This is a genomic window from Streptomyces sp. NPDC059874, assembly GCF_042731135.1.
Lineage (GTDB): Bacteria > Actinomycetota > Actinomycetes > Streptomycetales > Streptomycetaceae > Streptomyces.
Window position 1 is genome coordinate 19,340 of the sequence record NZ_JBHWJY010000089.1, and the last position, 16,003, is coordinate 35,342.

The following is a 16,003-nucleotide window of genomic DNA, read 5'->3' on the forward strand; positions in this document are numbered from 1 at the left end:
AAGTGAGGGGGCGTTATGGACGACAAGACCGTACTGATCTCCGGAGCCGGAATCGCCGGGCCCACGCTCGCCTACTGGCTGGCCAGGCACGGCTTCCGGCCGACCGTGGTGGAACTCGCGCCGGGCGTCCGCTCCAGCGGCAGCCCCGTGGACGTCCGCGGTCCGGCGGTGGCCGTCGCCGAGCGGATGGGGATCGCGCGGCGCCTGCGCGAGGCGGGCACGGACGTGACGGACCTGTGGTTCGTCAACGCCGAGGGCCGGCGCACCGGCGGCCTCTCCCTGGGCGCACTCCCGGGCGCGGCCGCGGGCGGGCGGGACGTCGAGATCGGCCGGGGAGACCTCGCCGCCATCCTCCAGGAAACGAGCCGCGACCACGCCGAGTTCCTCTTCGGTGATTCCATCGCGACGATCGACCAGGACGAGCACGGCGTGGACGTCACGTTCCGGCACGCACCGCCACGCCGCTTCGGCCTCGTCATCGGCGCGGACGGCCAACACTCCACCGTCCGCAGGCAGGTCTTCGGCCCCGAGAGCCGGTTCGTCGCCCACGCGGGCCTCTACGTCGCCACCCTGCCGCTCGGCGGCGCCCCCGCCCCGCATCCGCGCACCGTCGTCGCCCACAACACGCCGGGCCGGATGGTCGCCGTGCACCCCCGGCGCGGCGACTCCCTCGCGTTCTTCGCCTACCGCGCCGCCCCCGTACCGGACTTCGACCACCGCGACGCCGACGCGCACAAACGGCTGCTCGGGGACGCGTACGCGGGGGGCGGCTGGCGGATCCCGGAGCTGCTGGAGCGCGTACGGACCACGGAGGAGCTGTACTTCGACGCCGTCAGCAGGGTACGGATGGACCGCTGGTCGCACGGGCGCACCGCGCTGCTCGGAGACGCCGCGTCGTCGGTGTCCCTGTTCGGGGACGGCAGCACCCTGGCCATGGCGGGCGCGTACACCCTGGCCGCAGAACTGGCGGCGAGCCCCGAAGACCACGCGGGCGCGTTCCGGCGCTACGAGGAGCGCCACCGAAGGCTCGTGGACCCCAAGCAACGCGGGGTGGAGCGGGCCGCGGCGATGTTGGTACCGGCCACGCGCGCGGGGATCGTCGCGCGGAACCTGGCGAGCCGCGTCTGGTCGGCGGCGGCCGAAAAAAGGGGAACGGAAAAACAATTGGCCCCCGGGCCAAGAGGCTTGTTACGGTGGGGACGTTCCCGCCGACCGGTGGGGAACCACCAGTGCGTGATTGATCCGGAGGTGAGTTCATTGATGACTGTCATCGCGCAGGGCGCTGCCCGCACTCAGAAGACCATCAATGTCACTTCCGTGGTCTCCGGCTGACCTCACACCTCTTCCCGCGCCGCCGCCGCTGAGCGAGCGAGTGCGCACTGCCGGGGCCACCCTGTGAAGGGTTCCCCTTGTCTTTCTCTTCTTTCTCTTCCTTCCCGCAGGCTTCCCCCTCGCACGCTCTCGCCCCCTTCGGCTGGGACGACGCATGGGCGGCCGAATTCACCCCCTACGCCGAGCAGGGCCTCCTGCCCGGCCGGGTCGTACGGGTCGACCGCGGCCAGTGCGACGTCATGACCGCCGACGGCATCGTCCGCGCCGACACCGCCTTCGTCACCCCGCACGACCCGCTCCGGGTCATCTGCACCGGCGACTGGGCCGCCGTCGAGGCCGCGGGCAACCCGCGCTACGTGAAGGCGTACCTGCCGCGCCGCACCGCCTTCGTACGGTCCACCTCCTCGCAGCGGTCCGAGGGGCAGATCCTCGCCGCCAACGTCGACCACGCGATCATCGCCGTATCGCTGGCCGTGGAACTCGACCTCGGACGCATCGAGCGCTTCCTGGCACTGGCCTGGGAGTCGGGGGCGCAGCCGCTGGTCGTCCTCACCAAAGCGGACCTGGTCCCCGACCCGGCGACCCTCGGGCACCTGGTCGAGGACGTGGAGGCCACCGCGCCGGGGGTCCAAGTGCTGACCGTCTCCTCCGTGACCGGTGAGGGTACGGACGTCCTGGCCGCGATGGTCGGCAGCGGTACGAGCGTGCTGCTGGGCATCTCGGGCGCCGGGAAGTCCACGCTGGCCAACGCGCTGCTCGGCGAGGAGGTCATGGAGGTCCAGGCGGCCCGCGAGGTCGACGGCAAGGGCCGCCACACGACGACCACGCGCAACCTGCTCGCCCTGCCGGGCGGCGGAGTCCTGATCGACACCCCGGGCCTGCGGGGCGTGGGGCTGTGGGACGCCGAGGCCGGGGTCGGCCAGGTCTTCTCGGAGATCGAGGACTACGCGGAACGCTGCCGCTTCCACGACTGCGCGCACGAGGCGGAGCCGGGCTGCGCGGTGCTGGCCGCGGTGGACTCGGGGGAGCTCGCGGAACGCCGGCTGGAGAGCTACCGCAAGCTCCTGCGGGAGAACCAGCGGATCGTGGCGAAGACGGACGCGCGGATGCGGGCGGAGATCCGCCGCGACTGGCGCCTGAAGTCGGCGGTGGGCCGCGCCAACCATGCCGCGAAGCGGGGCGGCCGGGCCTAGCCGCTGCCGGAGCCCTGCCCCCGGCCCCGCGCGCCTCACACGCCGGCGGGGCCGGAAGCGCCGCTGCGCGGCACCCTGGGCTCCGCCCGGACCCGCGCCTCAAACGCCGGCGAGGCTGAAACAACCGGCGGGTCACAGCCCCCACGTGTGGACGCGGTCCGGGTGGAGGCGGATCACCTCCGGGCTGAAGTGGGGGCCGAGCGTGTGCGGGCCCACCTCAAGGGTGGCGTGGCCGCGGATTTCGATGCCGCGGACACGCCACGGTCGGGTGCTCACCAGGTCGTCCACCACCAGGGCCAGCCGCGGGTTCGCCCGGAGGTTGCGCCATTTCTTCGACGCGCCCATGGCCATGCCGCCGATCAGGATCGTCCCGTCCTCCTGCGGGAAGAAGCCCACCGGGTTCACCTGCGGCTGCCCGGCCGCGTCCACCGTGGCCAGGCGGCCCAAGTGCTGGGAGCGGAGGTACGTCAGCTCCGCCTCGTTGAAACCGTCGAAGTCCCTCATGGTCGAAAGCCTCGCAGCCACGGCACCCGACCGCATCGGGCCTCGGACCTAGGCCTACGGCCCCGCCGCCACCGCGCCCACCCACGCCCCCATCACCAGCAGGCACGCGAACAGCTCCACCAGCACGCTCGTCCCCACCGCCCGCATCACCGTGCGCACCGACGCCCACGCCTCGCCGTGCGTGCCGAGGCGGAGCCGTTCGGACAGGTAGATGCCGCCCACGAAGCCCGGGACCGACCCGAGCACGGGGATCAGTACGAAACCCAGCACCGCGCCGGCGCCCGCGAACACCGCCATCCGGCGGGTGACCCCCACTCCCCGCAGCCGTCGCGGCGGGAGTTGCCACTTCACCACCTGGACCACCAGCAGCAGTGCCGTCGCCGCGACCAGCAGGGACCACGCCAGCGCCGACCGCTCGTGCAGCGCCCACCACATCAGCCCCGCCCACACCAGCCAGGTCCCCGGCACGCCGGGCACCAGGACCCCGACCACGCCGAGCAGCAGCACCAGCCCCACCAGGAGCAGCTGAGGCAGATCCATGCTGTTCAGCCTGACCGACCAGGGGCTATCGGGCCACCCAGCCCCGTTCGTAGGCGTGCCAGCCGAGCTGGAGCCGCGTCGTGACCCCCGACAGTTCCATGAGGCCCTTCACCCGCCGCTGCACCGTCCGCAGTCCCAGCTCCAGGTGCTTCGCCACGCTCGCGTCCGTCATGCCCGCCAGCAGCAGCGAGAGGATCTCCAGGTCCGTGGCGTCCGGGGAGCCGCCGCCCTCCTCCGCCGAGCCCGACGTGCCCAGCCGTAGCGGCAGGGACTCCCGCCAGACCGCCTCGAAGAGGCCCATCAGGGATTCCAGCAGGCCCGACGCGTGGACCACCAACGCCGCCGGTTCCGCGCCGCGGGCCGTCAGCGGGACCATCGCCAGGGTGCGGTCCGCGATCACCAGCTTCGTCGGTACCTGCCCCGTCACCCGGACCCGTTCGCCCCGCGCCAGGGCCGTCGACGCCTCCCGGATACCGCTGGGCAGCGTCAGCACCTCCCGCTCGATGACCACCCGGTAGTCGACCCCGCGTACGGAGGCCCGTTCCTCCGCCTCGTTGTCCGGGCCCGTCACCACCTGCGGCCGGCCGCTGACCAGCGCGCACACCTCCTCCACCGCGCCCAGCTGGAGCTGATGGAAGCGGTGCGCCACCGCGCTCGCGCCCTGCACCACCTCGACCAGGTCGTGCACCGCCGGCTCGGACGCCTCCGCCCGGTACTCCTCCGCCAGCAGCGCCGCCGCCAGCTCCGCCTGCTCCAGCTCGTGCCGCTGCTGGGTGAGCAGGGCCCCGAGGGCGACACCGGGCGGGGCCGCCACCCACCGGCCGGGGCGGGCCGAGGACTGCGCGGCCAGGCCGTGGCGCTCCAGATGGCGCAGGGTCCGTTCGGTCTGCGGCACCGGCAGGGTCAGCCGGTGCGCGAGATCGGGAACCTCCGCCGCTCCCAGGGCCACCAGTGCGCGGTACGCCGACTCCTGGCCCTCGTCCAGGCCTATAGCACCCAGCAACCCGTCCACCCACCTTTCGACACAGCGCCTGGCGGGAAGCGGCCACGGCGCAAACCCGCCGCGGACATCATCACCGTACCCCCCGCCTCTCTGTAAAGGTCATGCCACCGCAGCACCAACATCCGCCGGCCAGAAGCCATTTGCGCGGCAGCTTTGCCATGCAATGCAGCAGTTGGCCGGAATTCACCTGGGGAGAGCGATGCGCCCGATATCGCGCACGGCGTGGGGAGCGGCCACCGCGGCCGTCCTTGCCGTCACCGCAGTCGGTCCGTCCACGGCACAGCCGAGCGACGGAGCGCCTGGAGCGGGGAAGAGACCACTCGTCGGGAGCGAGGCGGCCGGAAAACAGCCCACCGCGCCCGTCACCGTCACCCTCGTCACCGGTGACCGGATCCTGGTGTCCACCGACGCGGCCGGCCGCACGGCCGCCACCGCGATGCCGCGCGAGGACGGCTCGCAGCCGCTCGTACAGACCCGACAGTCGGGCAAGGACCTCTACGTCTACCCCGAGAGCGCGGTCAAGGCGCTCGCCTCGGGCAAGGTCGACCACGAGCTGTTCAACGTCACCGGTCTCGTCCGGCAGGGCTACGACGACGCCCACACCAAGAAGCTGCCGCTCATCGCGGTCTACGACGGTTCCGTGAACGTGGCGCGCAGCGCGCCGCCCGCCCCTCGCGGCGCCGACCGGTCCCTCGTCCTCGGCTCCATCGGCGCGGTCGCGCTCGCCGCCGACAAGGGGCGGGCCGCCGACTTCTGGGCCGACCTCACCGCCGAGGGCCGCTCCCGCGCCGCGGGCGGGCTGAAGAAGCTGTGGCTGGACGGCAAGGTCCAGGCGAACCTGGAGCGTTCCACGAAGCAGGTCGGCGCGACCGCCGCCTGGGCCGCCGGATACGACGGCACGGGCACCAAGGTCGCCGTCCTCGACACCGGCACCGACCTGGAACACCCCGACCTCAAGGGCCGCGTCGCCGCCTCGAAGAACTTCACCGACTCCGACACCGACGTCGACCGGCAGGGCCACGGCACCCACACCATCTCCACCGTCGGCGGCTCCGGAGCCGAGAGCGGCGGCGCCAAGAAGGGTGTGGCCCCCGGCGCCGAACTGCTCAGCGGCAAGGTCCTCAACGACGCGGGCTACGGCCTCGACTCGTGGATCATCGCCGGCATGGAGTGGGCCGTCGAGTCCAAGGCCGACGTGGTCTCCATGAGCCTGGGCGACCCCTCCCAGACCGCCTGCGACGATCCGCTCGCCGCCGCCGCGGAGAAGCTCTCCCAGCAGGGCCCGCTGTTCGTGATCGCCGCCGGCAACTCCGGTCCCGGCAACAACACGGTCTCCTCGCCCGGTTGCGCGACGAGCGTGCTGACCGTCGGCGCCGTCGACCGCGACGACACCACCGCCTCCTTCTCCAGCCGGGGCCCGGCCGGACTCCGGCACACCCTCAAGCCCGAGATCGCCGCCCCCGGCGTCGGGATCTCCGCCGCCAACATGGGCGGCCGCGGGGTGTACGCGTACCAGTCCATGTCGGGCACCTCGATGGCCACCCCGCACGTCGCGGGCGCCGCCGCGATCGTCAAGCAGCGCCACCCCGACTGGACCGCGCAGCAGATCAAGTCCGCCCTCGTCGGCTCGGCCGACACCGGTGTCCCCGGAGACGTACGGGAGACCGGCGGCGGCCGCCTCGACGTCAAGGCCGCCATCGACACCACCGTCACGAGCGCGCCCGCCGTCCAGGGCGGCACGTACAACTGGCCGCAGGACCGCAGCGACCGCACGAGCGTCGAGGTCCCGTACACCAACCCCGGCAAGAGCCCGATCACGCTGAACCTGGCCGTCGAGAAGGTCACCGGCAACGACGGCTCGTCCGTCCGCGGCCAGGTCGCCCGCCTGGACCGGCGCACCGTGACCGTGCCGGCCGGCGCCACCGTCAAGGTGCCGCTCGCCCTGGACCCGGCCGCGAAGCTGGAGCGCTCCCAGTACGGGGACGTCACCGGCCGCGTCGTCGCCACCGCGAACGGCGTACACGTCTCCACCCCCTTCTCCCTGTACGTGGAGCCGGAGACGGTGACCCTGCGCGTCAAGCTCGTCGACCGCGCCGGCAAGCCGGCCGCCGGCCCGTCCTCCCTGGACGTCATCGGCACCGACGACGCCACCGGCGAGCGACGCTTCAACGAGGGCTCGGTCGACCAGATCTACCGGGTCCGCCCGGGCGCGTACTTCCTCTCCGCCTTCGTCGGCACCCCCGACGCGGGCGAGGGCGCCACGATGATCGACTCCCTCACGTACCTCGGCCGCCCCCAGGTCGAGGTGAAGAAGGACACGACCATCGTGCTCGACGCCCGCAAGGCCGGACGCCTGAACATCGAGGCCGACAAGCCGGTCGAGAACCGAAACACCACCCTCGGCTTCGCCCGCAGCTGGGATGACGCCTGGCTGCACGCGGGCACGGCGGCCGGCGGCCGCACCATCCGCGGCTTCTACGCCTCGGTCGAAGGCCGCGCCACGGACGGCGAGTTCGAGTTCGGCAGCTACTGGCGAGCGGGCGCCCCGCTGGTCTCCGAGCTGAAGGCGATCGGCGGCCCGGTCCTGCACCCGATCACCGCGTCCACCGGCAGCGACAACCTCGACGGAACCGGCAGCGCGCCGCTGGTCGACGCGGGCGCCGGTACGCCGGAGGAACTCGCCGCGGCGGGCGCCAAGGACGCGGTCGTGCTGGTGAAGGCGGTCGACGGATCGCTCTACGCGGTCGCGCGGGACGCGAAGGCGGCCGGCGCCAAGGCGGTGCTCGCCTACCGCGAGGCCCCCGGACGCTGGGTCGGCTTCACCGGCTACGCGGGCGGCTCGTTGCCCACGATGTCCATCGAGGCAGCCGAGGGCAAGGCGCTGCTGGAGCGGCTCGCGGCGGGCAAGGTAACCCTCGCGTGGAAGGCCACGGCGAAGAGCCCGTACGTGTACAACCTCGCCTTCCCGGAGACGGGCGAGGTCCGGGGCGGCAAGACCCACCGGGTGCGCGACCGCGACCTCGGCCAGGTCGAGTCGACCTACAACTCCATGGGCGTGGCCACCGACTTCATCGACCTGGCCGGTGCGTACCGGCCGATCGGCGCCGCGGTGTACTTCGGCGGGATCGAAACGGTCGCGGCGCCGGGCAAGCGGACCGAGTACTACTCGGCCGGCGACACCGCCTGGGACCAGATGCTCTCCAGCAGCTTCCCGTGGGGCGAGTTCATGGTCGGCGAGCAGCGCACCCACACCAAGGGCCAGAAGCTCAGGGCCAGTTGGTACGACGGGGTGACCGTCCCGGTCGCGCCGCGGGACACTTCGGGCAACGAGCTGCTGGCCGCCGAGCGGCAGGGCAACCTGATCGGCTTCGCCTCCGCCATGTGGGGCGACAGCTCCCACTACGCACAGCCGGGCGGTTTCGGTGACGTCGGCAACCTCCAGCTCAAGCGGAACGGCGAGGTCATCGGCGACAGCTGGTACCCGTTCGGGGTCTTCGAGATCCCGGCCGAGGAAGGCCGCTACGAACTGACCCAGAACATCGAGAAGTTCGGCGCACCCGCGCGCGTCTGGCAGCGCTCCACCGCCGTCCAGACGACCTGGGGCTTCACGTCAAAGCTTGACGCGTCGGCCTACTCGCAGGGTCTGCCGATCCTCTTCCCGAGGTACGCGGCCCCGCTGGACGGACTGAAGACGGTCGCGGCGACGAACGGCCAGAGCATCGGCCTGAGCGTCACCGGGCACGCGGGCTACGCGCCGGGTGCGCTGAAGACGGCCAAGCTGTCGTACTCGTACGACGGTGAGAACTGGACGGCGGCGCAGGTGAACGAGCGCGGCGGCGTGTGGACCGCGGTCGTCGACCACGCCGGGGCCTCCGGCAAGCAGGTTTCGCTGAAGGTCGAACTGACCGACGCGAAGGGTGCCTCCGTCACCCAGACGGTCGGACGGGCGTACGACGTCCGCTAGTTGGTACGGGTGAGGGGGAGGGTCCACCGGGCGGCGGCCCGGTGGACCCTTTTCGCGCATTCGGCGTTTTCCGCCCGCGCGGTAGGCCGAGAATGAGGGCATGAGTCAGCAGGGCGCGGGCGCGGACGACTGGTGGCAGAAACTGTACGAGGACCCGGACGCGGTCCCGGAAGCCGACCCGGGGGACACCCTGGACAAGCGCTTCCACTCGGCCTCGTCCCTTACGACACCCCCCGGGCCCCCGGCCCCGGCAGCGCCGGAGCCCGCCGTGCCGGCGCAGGCTCCGCCGGGGGATCCCGCCGCCGGGCCGGGCCCGGTCCCGGCCCCGCGCCCGGCTCCGCCGGAGCCCCAGGCCCTGCCATGGGAAGCGGCCACACCGGAGCCCGAGCCGCCCCAGGCCGGGTACCCCGCACCCCCACCCTTCCCGGCTCCACCGGGGCAGGCCCCGGAGTCCGCCACCGGCCTTCCCGGCCGGCCTCCGATTCCGACCGAGGGCCGGCAGGAGCCCGCGCCCCAACCGTTCCCGGCTCCGCCGGGGCAGGCCCCGGCTGACGCACAGGCGCAGGCCCCGGCGCAGGCCCCGGCTCCGACCTCGGACCGGCAGGTGCCCGTACGCCCGCCGTTCCCGGCCCCGCTGGGGCAGGCGCCGGCTCCGGCCTCGGACCGGCAGGTGCCCGTACCCCCGCCGTTCCCGGCTCCGCCGGGGGAGGCGCCGGTGGCATCGGCTCCGGAGGGCGGGTTGCCCGTTCGGCCCGTGGTGCCGCCCGCGGCGCCGGGGCGTGGGCTCGTACCGGGGCCGCGCCCGGCTCCCGAGCCGCTGCCACCCGTACCCCCGGCGCCGCCGCGCGATCCGCGGGCCGGTGGGGTCACCGGGTACGCGCTCGGGGACGTGGACGTGCCCGCCTGGCGCGCGGAGGACGACCGGACCACGGAGGTGCCCGCACCCGCACCGCAGGGCGAACGCCCCGCGGTGCGGCACCTCGGCGACCGGGCGCCGACCTACGCGGCGGAGCCCGGCGCGTTGCCCGTCGCCGATCCGGCCGCGCTCGACGCCCTGACCCCCGACACCGTCCTGGAGGGGGCCCAGTACGGCACGTACGCGCTGCGCGCCGTCTCCCTGCGCGGGGACTCCGCCCGTTTCCGCGGCGAGGCCCGCCGGGACTTCCTGCTCACCGCCCGCTTCGGCAGCGGCGACGACGCCTTGGTGATGGTGGCCCTCGCCGGCGGCGACCGGGCCGCGCCCGGGGCCCCCGAGGCCGCCGCCGAGCTGTGCCGCACCGTCGCGGCGGCCGTCGGGCGCAGCCAGGAGCGGCTCGCCGACGACATCCGGGCCGGCCGCCGCGACGCGCTCCGCTCGGGCCTCCAACGGCTCACCGACCGCGGCTACGGCCGCCTCCGCGCCCGCGCCGCCGAACTCGGCCTCGCCGAGCAGGCCTACACCGCCGGGCTGCGCGCGCTGCTGCTTCCCGTGGACCCCGAGTGCCGGACCCGGGTGTGCTTCGGCGCCGGGGCAGGCGGGCTGTTCCGCCTCCGGTCGGGCGAGTGGCAGGACCTGGAGCCCGACGAAGGGGCGGAGGACGGCGACTTCCGGTTCCGGGCCTCCGTGGCCCGGCCGGGGGACACCCTGCTCGTCTGCTCCGGCGGCCTGGCCGAGCCCATGCGGGAGGAGGCACTGCTCCCGGCGGAGCTCGCCGCGCGCTGGGCGGAGCCGGAACCCCCCGGCCTCGCGGCCTTCCTCGCGGACACCCAGCTGCGCCTCAAGGGTTACGCCGACGACCGGACGGCCGCCGCGGTCTGGGAGGCGTAATCGCTCCACCCGTGCATGGATGGAAGCCGCAGCCGGCAGAGCCGAACCCGGAAAGGGCGCCCCATCCATGGCCAAACAGAACGTGGCGGAGCAGTTCGTGGACATCCTGGTGCGCGCGGGCGTGCGCAGGATGTACGGAGTGGTGGGCGACAGCCTGAACCCGATCGTCGACGCGATCCGCCGAACGGGTGATATCGAGTGGATCCAGGTCCGGCACGAGGAGACGGCGGCCTTCGCGGCCGGCGCCGAGGCCCAGATCACCGGCCGCCTCGCCGCCTGCGCGGGCTCCTGCGGCCCGGGCAACCTGCACCTGATCAACGGGCTGTACGACGCCCAGCGCTCCATGGCCCCGGTCCTCGCACTCGCCTCGCACATCCCCTCCAGCGAGATCGGCCTCGGCTACTTCCAGGAGACCCACCCCGACCAGCTCTTCCGCGAGTGCAGCCACTACAGCGAGCTGATCTCCAACCCCCGTCAGATGCCCCGGCTGCTGCAGACCGCCGTCCAGCACGCCATCGGCCGCAGCGGCGTCAGCGTGGTCGCGCTGCCCGGGGACGTCGCCTCCCTGCCCGCCCCCGAGAAGGCCGTGGAGCACGCACTCGTCACCGCCCGGCCCACCGTGCGCCCCGGGGACGGCGAGATCGAGAAGCTGGTCCGGCTGATCGACGAGGCGGACAAGGTCACGCTCTTCTGCGGCAGCGGCACCGCCGGGGCGCACGCCGAGGTGATGGAGTTCGCCGGCCGGATCAAGGCGCCCATCGGGCACGCCCTGCGCGGCAAGGAGTGGATCCAGTACGACAATCCGTACGACGTCGGCATGAGCGGGCTGCTCGGATACGGCGCGGCCTACGAGGCCACCCACGAGTGCGACCTGCTGATCCTGCTCGGCACGGACTTCCCGTACAACGCCTTCCTCCCCGACGACGTGAAGATCGTCCAGGTGGACATCCGCCCCGAACACCTGGGCCGCCGCTCCCAGCTGGACCTCGCGGTGTGGGGAGACGTGCGGGAGACGCTGCGCGCGCTGAACACCAGGGTGAAGGCCAAGACGGACCGCCGTTTCCTGGACCGGATGCTGAAGAAGCACGCGGACGCCCTGGAGGGAGTGGTCAAGGCCTACACGCGCAAGGTGGAGAAGCACACGCCGATCCACCCCGAGTACGTGGCCTCCGTACTCGACGAACTGGCCGACGAGGACGCCGTGTTCACCGTCGACACCGGCATGTGCAATGTGTGGGCGGCGCGCTATCTTTCGCCGAACGGCAAGCGGCGCATCATCGGCTCCTTCAGCCACGGATCGATGGCCAACGCCCTTCCGCAGGCCATCGGCGCACAGTTCACCGATCGGAACCGTCAAGTGGTGTCGATGTCGGGTGACGGCGGTTTCTCCATGCTGATGGGAGATTTCCTCACCCTCGTGCAGTACGACCTGCCCGTCAAAGTGGTCCTGTTCAACAACTCGTCCCTCGGAATGGTCGAGTTGGAGATGCTCGTTTCCGGCCTGCCCTCCTACGGGACCGCCAACAAGAATCCGGACTTCGCGGCGATCGCCCGCGCGGCGGGCGCGTACGGGGTCCGCGTGGAGAAGCCCAAGCAGCTCACAGGGGCTTTGAAGGACGCTTTCCGGCACAAGGGACCCGCTCTCGTGGACGTGGTCACCGACCCCAACGCCCTGTCGATTCCCCCGAGGATCAGCGCCGAGATGGTGACCGGATTCGCACTTTCCGCCAGCAAGATCGTGCTCGACGGAGGGGTGGGCCGGATGATCCAAATGGCTCGATCCAACCTCCGGAACGTGCCCCGCCCTTGAGCCCGTATGAGTGCGAATCGGCCCGGGGGGCATGCATCCCGTAGACCAGTTCGAGAATCATGGACGCGGGGGAGGTACATCGCCGTGCGGGTGGGGGCGAAGACGGGGAAGCCGTGGAGGAGAGGGAGGCCGGTGCCGCGTGAGCCGTCGGCCGAGGAAGAGATGGAGATCACGCGGAGCGTACGCCGGGCCGATCTGAAGGCGGTGGGCGAAATCCGCCGGGCCCTGCGCGAGTTGATGCGCCACCGGTGCGAGGTCGACGCCACCGAGGTGGCGGAGCTGTTGATCACCGAACTCGTCACCAACGCCCTCGTCCACACCGAACAGGGCGCGGAGGTGTCCGCGAGCCTCGCCGCCACCCGGTTACGGGTCGAGGTCCGTGACTTCGCCACCCGCCTGCCCCGGCCGCACGTACCGACCGCCGACGACGGTACGCACGGCAGGGGACTGGTGCTGGTGCAGACGCTCGCCGACGCCTGGGGCGTGGACGCGTGCGCGCCGGGCCGCGGCAAGGTGGTCTGGTTCGAGCTCGACGGAGGGCCCGCCTGAGCAGGCGGGCCCTCCGGGGCGCACGGGTGGACCGTCAGCCGAACTGCTGCTCCAGGTCCTTCAGTTTGCGCTCCAGCGAGTCGAGCCGGGGGATGGTCTGGGTGTCGTCCTCGGCGGTGAGGTCCACCGTCCGGGGGCCGGTCACCTCAGCGGATCCGGTGCGGTTGACGGCCTGCAGGGAGGGCCGGTTGGGGGCCCCTCCCAGCGGTAGCTGGGGGAGTAGGGGCAGCTGTCCCGATTCCGGTATGGCCGGCTCCGCGCCGACCGGCGCGGAGCCAGCTCCCTGCGTGAGCTCTGGGAGTTCGACCTGGCGGCCGCGAGACCGCCCGAACGCCCGGTTCTGCCGGCCCAGCGCCTTGATGCGCGCCCGGTCCAGCCGGTTCTGATCGCGCCGGCGGTGCCGGTCCTGCTCCCTCTCGCGCTTGTCCTCGCGCACCTCGTCCACGGCCTCGTCGAGGGTGCGCACCCCCTCCAGCAGCATGAGCGACCACGCGCCGAAGGTCTCCCGGGGTGCCCGCAGCCAGCGGACCATCCGGATCTGCGGCAACGGCCGCGGGATCAGGCCCTGTTCGCGCAGAGCCGCGCGGCGGGTCTGCTTGAGGGCCCGGTCGAACAGGACGGCCGCCGAGAGCGACATCCCGGCGAAGAACTGCGGAGCACCGTCGTGGCCCATGCCGCGCGGGGCGTGCACCCAGTTGAACCAGGCGGCCGCGCCCGCGAACAGCCAGACCAGCATGCGCGAGCCGAGGGCCGCGTCACCGTGGCTGGCCTCGCGGACGGCCAGCACCGAACAGAACATGGCCGCGCCGTCGAGCCCGAAGGGGACCAGGTACTCCCAGCCGCCGGAGAGGTTGAGGTTCTGCCGGCCGAAGCCGACCAGCCCGTGGAAGGAGAGCGCGGCGGCCACCGCCGCGCAGCAGAAGAGCAGGACGTACGAGGCGGTCCCGTAGACGGCCTCCTTGCGCCGGCGTCGTTCCTCGCTGCGCTCCCAGCTGTCGTCGGCCGCGGCCTTCTCGCTCTCGCGCCTGCCCCGGGCCAGTACCGCAACTGCCGCAAGTACGCCCAGGATCAGCAGGCTGCCGGGCAGCAGCCAGTCCAGCGATATGTCGGTCAGTCTCATGCGGATGTCCTTGCCTCGCGTCTGCGGCCGTGCGGCTTTCCGGGCGCCATAGTGGCGCAGCGGGTCGGCCGCGCACGCGGGTTTCGAGGCAAGTGGACGCCATCGGGGGGCGGGGCCCGCCGGATAGGGTGTTGTGGGTCGAACTGGCGCTCGCACGACTCCAGTTGCGTTCGATTACGGTCAGTCGTAAGGGTGGGTTCAGGCGGCGGTCGCCGTGAGCCGGGCGACCCGGTCGGCGTCACAGGTGCGCGGGCAGGTGACGCAGGTGTCGGCCGGGCGGATGGTGTAGAAGAAGCAGCAGCCGGCCCGGTCCCGGGTGGGCAGCTCCTCGCCGGCCGGGCCGGAGAGGGTACGGAACCCCGCGGCCCCGATGAAGGGGGCGGTGGAGCCGGGCAGGAGCGCCTCCAGTTCGGCCACGGCGCGCGGCTCGTCGCCGAGCAGGCCCGCGACGTACCAGAGGCTCTCGACGACCTCGTCGGTGACCATGCCCCACAGCGCGCGGCGGCCGCGCCGCATGCGCGGGCCGAAACCTTCCAGCACGGGCCCGAAGTGCTCGGCCACCGCGGCCCGCACCTCGGCGCGCAGCGCCTCCTCGTCGGGCACGATCCGGGCCCCGGGGAGAGCCGCCGCCGGGTCGTCCGGGAGGCAGGCGAAGCCCTCGACGCGTACGGCCATCCGGCCGTGGGTGCGGTGGAAGGCCACCCCGTCGGTGGGGAGCCGGGGGACCCGCCGGTGCAGGAACCACGGCAGGGTGATCAGCAGGCAGGCCGGCCACGCGTACCGGTGCAGCCCGAAGCTCGCCACCACGTCGGGGCGGGCCTGGTGGTCGTAGTCCCGGGCGATCTGGGCCTCGTCCCAGGCGAGGAAGGCGTCCAGGCCGGCCCCGCCCGCCGCGAGCTCGTCCGCGCCGACCCACCCCACACCGCGAGGGACGGGTTCGTGCGCGGCCCGCTCGACGACGCTCAGTCCGCCGTAGGCCTCGGTCAGCCGTGCGTACGCATCCGCCACCGGAGAGCCGGCCGGGGCGGGTGCGGGGCCGCTGTCGCTGCCCAGGGCCATGACGGTCATGACGGACCACCGAATCACGCGATCGTTAACAGGTTAGCCTTACCTTACCTGATCTCGGTGGGTCTGTATCGCCTTGTGGGACGTCGCATACTCTCGGGGCAAGGTCGAGACCAGTGAGGAGGGCCGGGTGCCGCCGATTCCGCCGATTCCGCCGATTCCGGCGATTCCGTCGATCCCGGCGCAGAAGGGCGCGGGGAAGGTGCTGCGCCATTCGGTGCGCGCGCAGGTCCTCGACGCGCTGCGCGCCGCCCTGGTCGACGGTGAGCTGGCGCCGGGCGAGATCTACTCGGGCCCGGCCCTGGGGGAACGCTTCGGGGTCTCGGCGACCCCCGTGCGCGAGGCGATGCAGCAGCTGGCCCTGGAAGGGGCCGTGGAATGCCTCCCGAACCGGGGCTTCCGGGTCCTGTCGCGGACCCCGCGCGAACTGGCCGAGCTGGCGGAGGTACGGGCCCTGCTGGAGGTCCCGGTCATGCTCCGGCTCGCCCGGAGCGTGCCCGCCGCCGCGTGGGAGGCCCTGCGCCCGGCGGCGGCCGCCACCGCGGAGGCGGCGGCCGCGGGTGACCTGTCGGCCTACGCCGAGGCGGACCGGGCCTTCCACGGCCAGGTGCTGTCCCTTGCCGGGAACGCGCAGCTGGTGACGGTGGCCGAGGAACTCCACCGCCGCGCCCAGTGGCCGCTTAGGGGAGCCCCCCGGGTGCGCCGCGCCGAACTCGTCGCCGACGCCGCCGAGCACTGGGCGCTGCTGGAGTCCCTGATCGCCGGCGACCTCCCGGTGGTGGAATCCCTCGTACGGGAACACTTCGCCGGATCCTGAGCCCGGCCCGCCCCCCGCCCTCCCGGGGCTCCGCCCCGTACCCCGCGCCTCAAACGCCGGCGGGGCTGATTGTGCCTCCTGCCGTCTGCCCGGCGCGGCTCAATGATCTGGGGCTCCGCCCCAGCCCCCGCGCCTCAAACGCCGGCGGGGCTGGAGGGGCCTCCTGCCGCCTGCCCGGCGCGGCTCAAGGACTCGGGGCTCCGCCCCGTACCCCGCGCCTCAAACGCCGGCGGGGGGGGGGGGGGGGCCCCCCGGGGGGGAAAACCACCCCCCCCCGGGTGTGGGGGGGGGGGCGGGGT

Annotated in this window: 12 protein-coding genes; 7 read left to right on the forward strand and 5 right to left on the reverse strand. The window is 73.1% G+C overall.

The window, feature by feature from the left end; translation table 11 throughout:
- Nucleotides 1-15: 15 nt before the first annotated feature.
- Complete coding sequence (locus ACFV9H_RS34620) at nt 16-1,332, forward strand: FAD-dependent monooxygenase (protein WP_385406351.1); 1,317 nt, start codon at nt 16-18, stop codon at nt 1,330-1,332.
- A gap of 77 nt (nt 1,333-1,409) precedes the next feature.
- A complete protein-coding gene (gene rsgA, locus ACFV9H_RS34625; RefSeq protein ID WP_385406354.1) occupies nt 1,410-2,525 on the forward strand; it encodes a ribosome small subunit-dependent GTPase A in 1,116 nt (371 codons plus the stop codon).
- A gap of 132 nt (nt 2,526-2,657) precedes the next feature.
- Here the strand turns inward: rsgA and ACFV9H_RS34630 are convergent, their stop codons facing one another.
- Genes ACFV9H_RS34630 through ACFV9H_RS34640 form a run of 3 tightly spaced genes read right to left on the reverse strand, consistent with a single transcriptional unit; the run spans nt 2,658 to nt 4,572 of the window.
- The gene (locus ACFV9H_RS34630; protein ID WP_385406357.1) at nt 2,658-3,029 is read right to left on the reverse strand and encodes a PPOX class F420-dependent oxidoreductase; all 372 of its coding nucleotides are present in this window, start codon (nt 3,027-3,029) and stop codon (nt 2,658-2,660) included.
- A gap of 54 nt (nt 3,030-3,083) precedes the next feature.
- Entirely contained in the window at nt 3,084-3,569 is a 486-nt protein-coding gene (locus ACFV9H_RS34635; RefSeq protein ID WP_385406360.1) for a DUF456 domain-containing protein, read from the reverse strand.
- Between the two features lie 25 nt (nt 3,570-3,594).
- Nucleotides 3,595-4,572: a helix-turn-helix domain-containing protein gene (locus ACFV9H_RS34640; RefSeq protein ID WP_385406363.1), complete on the reverse strand. Its 978-nt coding sequence runs from the start codon at nt 4,570-4,572 to the stop codon at nt 3,595-3,597.
- Nucleotides 4,573-4,771: 199 nt separating this feature from the next.
- Here ACFV9H_RS34640 and ACFV9H_RS34645 point away from each other — a divergent pair, with 199 nt between their 5' ends.
- The 4 genes from ACFV9H_RS34645 to ACFV9H_RS34660 all read left to right on the forward strand — a co-directional run bounded on the left by ACFV9H_RS34645 (nt 4,772) and on the right by ACFV9H_RS34660 (nt 12,702).
- The gene (locus ACFV9H_RS34645; protein WP_385406366.1) at nt 4,772-8,536 is read left to right on the forward strand and encodes a S8 family serine peptidase; all 3,765 of its coding nucleotides are present in this window, start codon (nt 4,772-4,774) and stop codon (nt 8,534-8,536) included.
- A 100-nt stretch (nt 8,537-8,636) separates the two neighbouring features.
- Nucleotides 8,637-10,343: a protein phosphatase 2C domain-containing protein gene (locus tag ACFV9H_RS34650; RefSeq protein WP_385406369.1), complete on the forward strand. Its 1,707-nt coding sequence runs from the start codon at nt 8,637-8,639 to the stop codon at nt 10,341-10,343.
- A 67-nt stretch (nt 10,344-10,410) separates the two neighbouring features.
- Complete coding sequence (locus ACFV9H_RS34655; RefSeq protein ID WP_385406372.1) at nt 10,411-12,153, forward strand: pyruvate dehydrogenase; 1,743 nt, start codon at nt 10,411-10,413, stop codon at nt 12,151-12,153.
- Between the two features lie 162 nt (nt 12,154-12,315).
- The gene (locus ACFV9H_RS34660) at nt 12,316-12,702 is read left to right on the forward strand and encodes an ATP-binding protein (RefSeq protein ID WP_385406383.1); all 387 of its coding nucleotides are present in this window, start codon (nt 12,316-12,318) and stop codon (nt 12,700-12,702) included.
- A 34-nt stretch (nt 12,703-12,736) separates the two neighbouring features.
- Here the strand turns inward: ACFV9H_RS34660 and ACFV9H_RS34665 are convergent, their stop codons facing one another.
- Nucleotides 12,737-13,822, reverse strand: a complete 1,086-nt coding sequence (locus tag ACFV9H_RS34665; protein ID WP_385406374.1) for a DUF2637 domain-containing protein — start codon at nt 13,820-13,822, stop codon at nt 12,737-12,739.
- A 198-nt stretch (nt 13,823-14,020) separates the two neighbouring features.
- Nucleotides 14,021-14,890 carry a (2Fe-2S)-binding protein gene (locus tag ACFV9H_RS34670; RefSeq protein ID WP_385406377.1) on the reverse strand — a complete coding sequence of 290 codons (870 nt, stop codon included), beginning with the start codon at nt 14,888-14,890 and terminating at the stop codon, nt 14,021-14,023.
- 145 nt (nt 14,891-15,035) lie between these two features.
- Between ACFV9H_RS34670 and ACFV9H_RS34675 the strand changes: the two genes are divergently transcribed.
- Nucleotides 15,036-15,704, forward strand: coding sequence for a GntR family transcriptional regulator (locus ACFV9H_RS34675; RefSeq protein WP_385406386.1), 669 nt, complete (start codon nt 15,036-15,038; stop codon nt 15,702-15,704).
- Nucleotides 15,705-16,003 lie beyond the last annotated feature (299 nt).

Bases quoted from the DNA above. Each gene is read 5' to 3' on its own strand.
- ACFV9H_RS34620 (WP_385406351.1), top strand. From the start codon at position 16: ATGGACGACAAGACCGTACTGATCTCCGGAGCCGGAATCGCCGGGCCC.
- ACFV9H_RS34630 (WP_385406357.1), bottom strand. From the start codon at position 3,029: ATGAGGGACTTCGACGGTTTCAACGAGGCGGAGCTGACGTACCTCCGC.
- ACFV9H_RS34635 (WP_385406360.1), bottom strand. From the start codon at position 3,569: ATGGATCTGCCTCAGCTGCTCCTGGTGGGGCTGGTGCTGCTGCTCGGC.
- ACFV9H_RS34645 (WP_385406366.1), top strand. From the start codon at position 4,772: ATGCGCCCGATATCGCGCACGGCGTGGGGAGCGGCCACCGCGGCCGTC.
- ACFV9H_RS34650 (WP_385406369.1), top strand. From the start codon at position 8,637: ATGAGTCAGCAGGGCGCGGGCGCGGACGACTGGTGGCAGAAACTGTAC.
- ACFV9H_RS34655 (WP_385406372.1), top strand. From the start codon at position 10,411: ATGGCCAAACAGAACGTGGCGGAGCAGTTCGTGGACATCCTGGTGCGC.
- ACFV9H_RS34660 (WP_385406383.1), top strand. From the start codon at position 12,316: ATGGAGATCACGCGGAGCGTACGCCGGGCCGATCTGAAGGCGGTGGGC.
- ACFV9H_RS34665 (WP_385406374.1), bottom strand. From the start codon at position 13,822: ATGAGACTGACCGACATATCGCTGGACTGGCTGCTGCCCGGCAGCCTG.
- ACFV9H_RS34670 (WP_385406377.1), bottom strand. From the start codon at position 14,890: ATGACCGTCATGGCCCTGGGCAGCGACAGCGGCCCCGCACCCGCCCCG.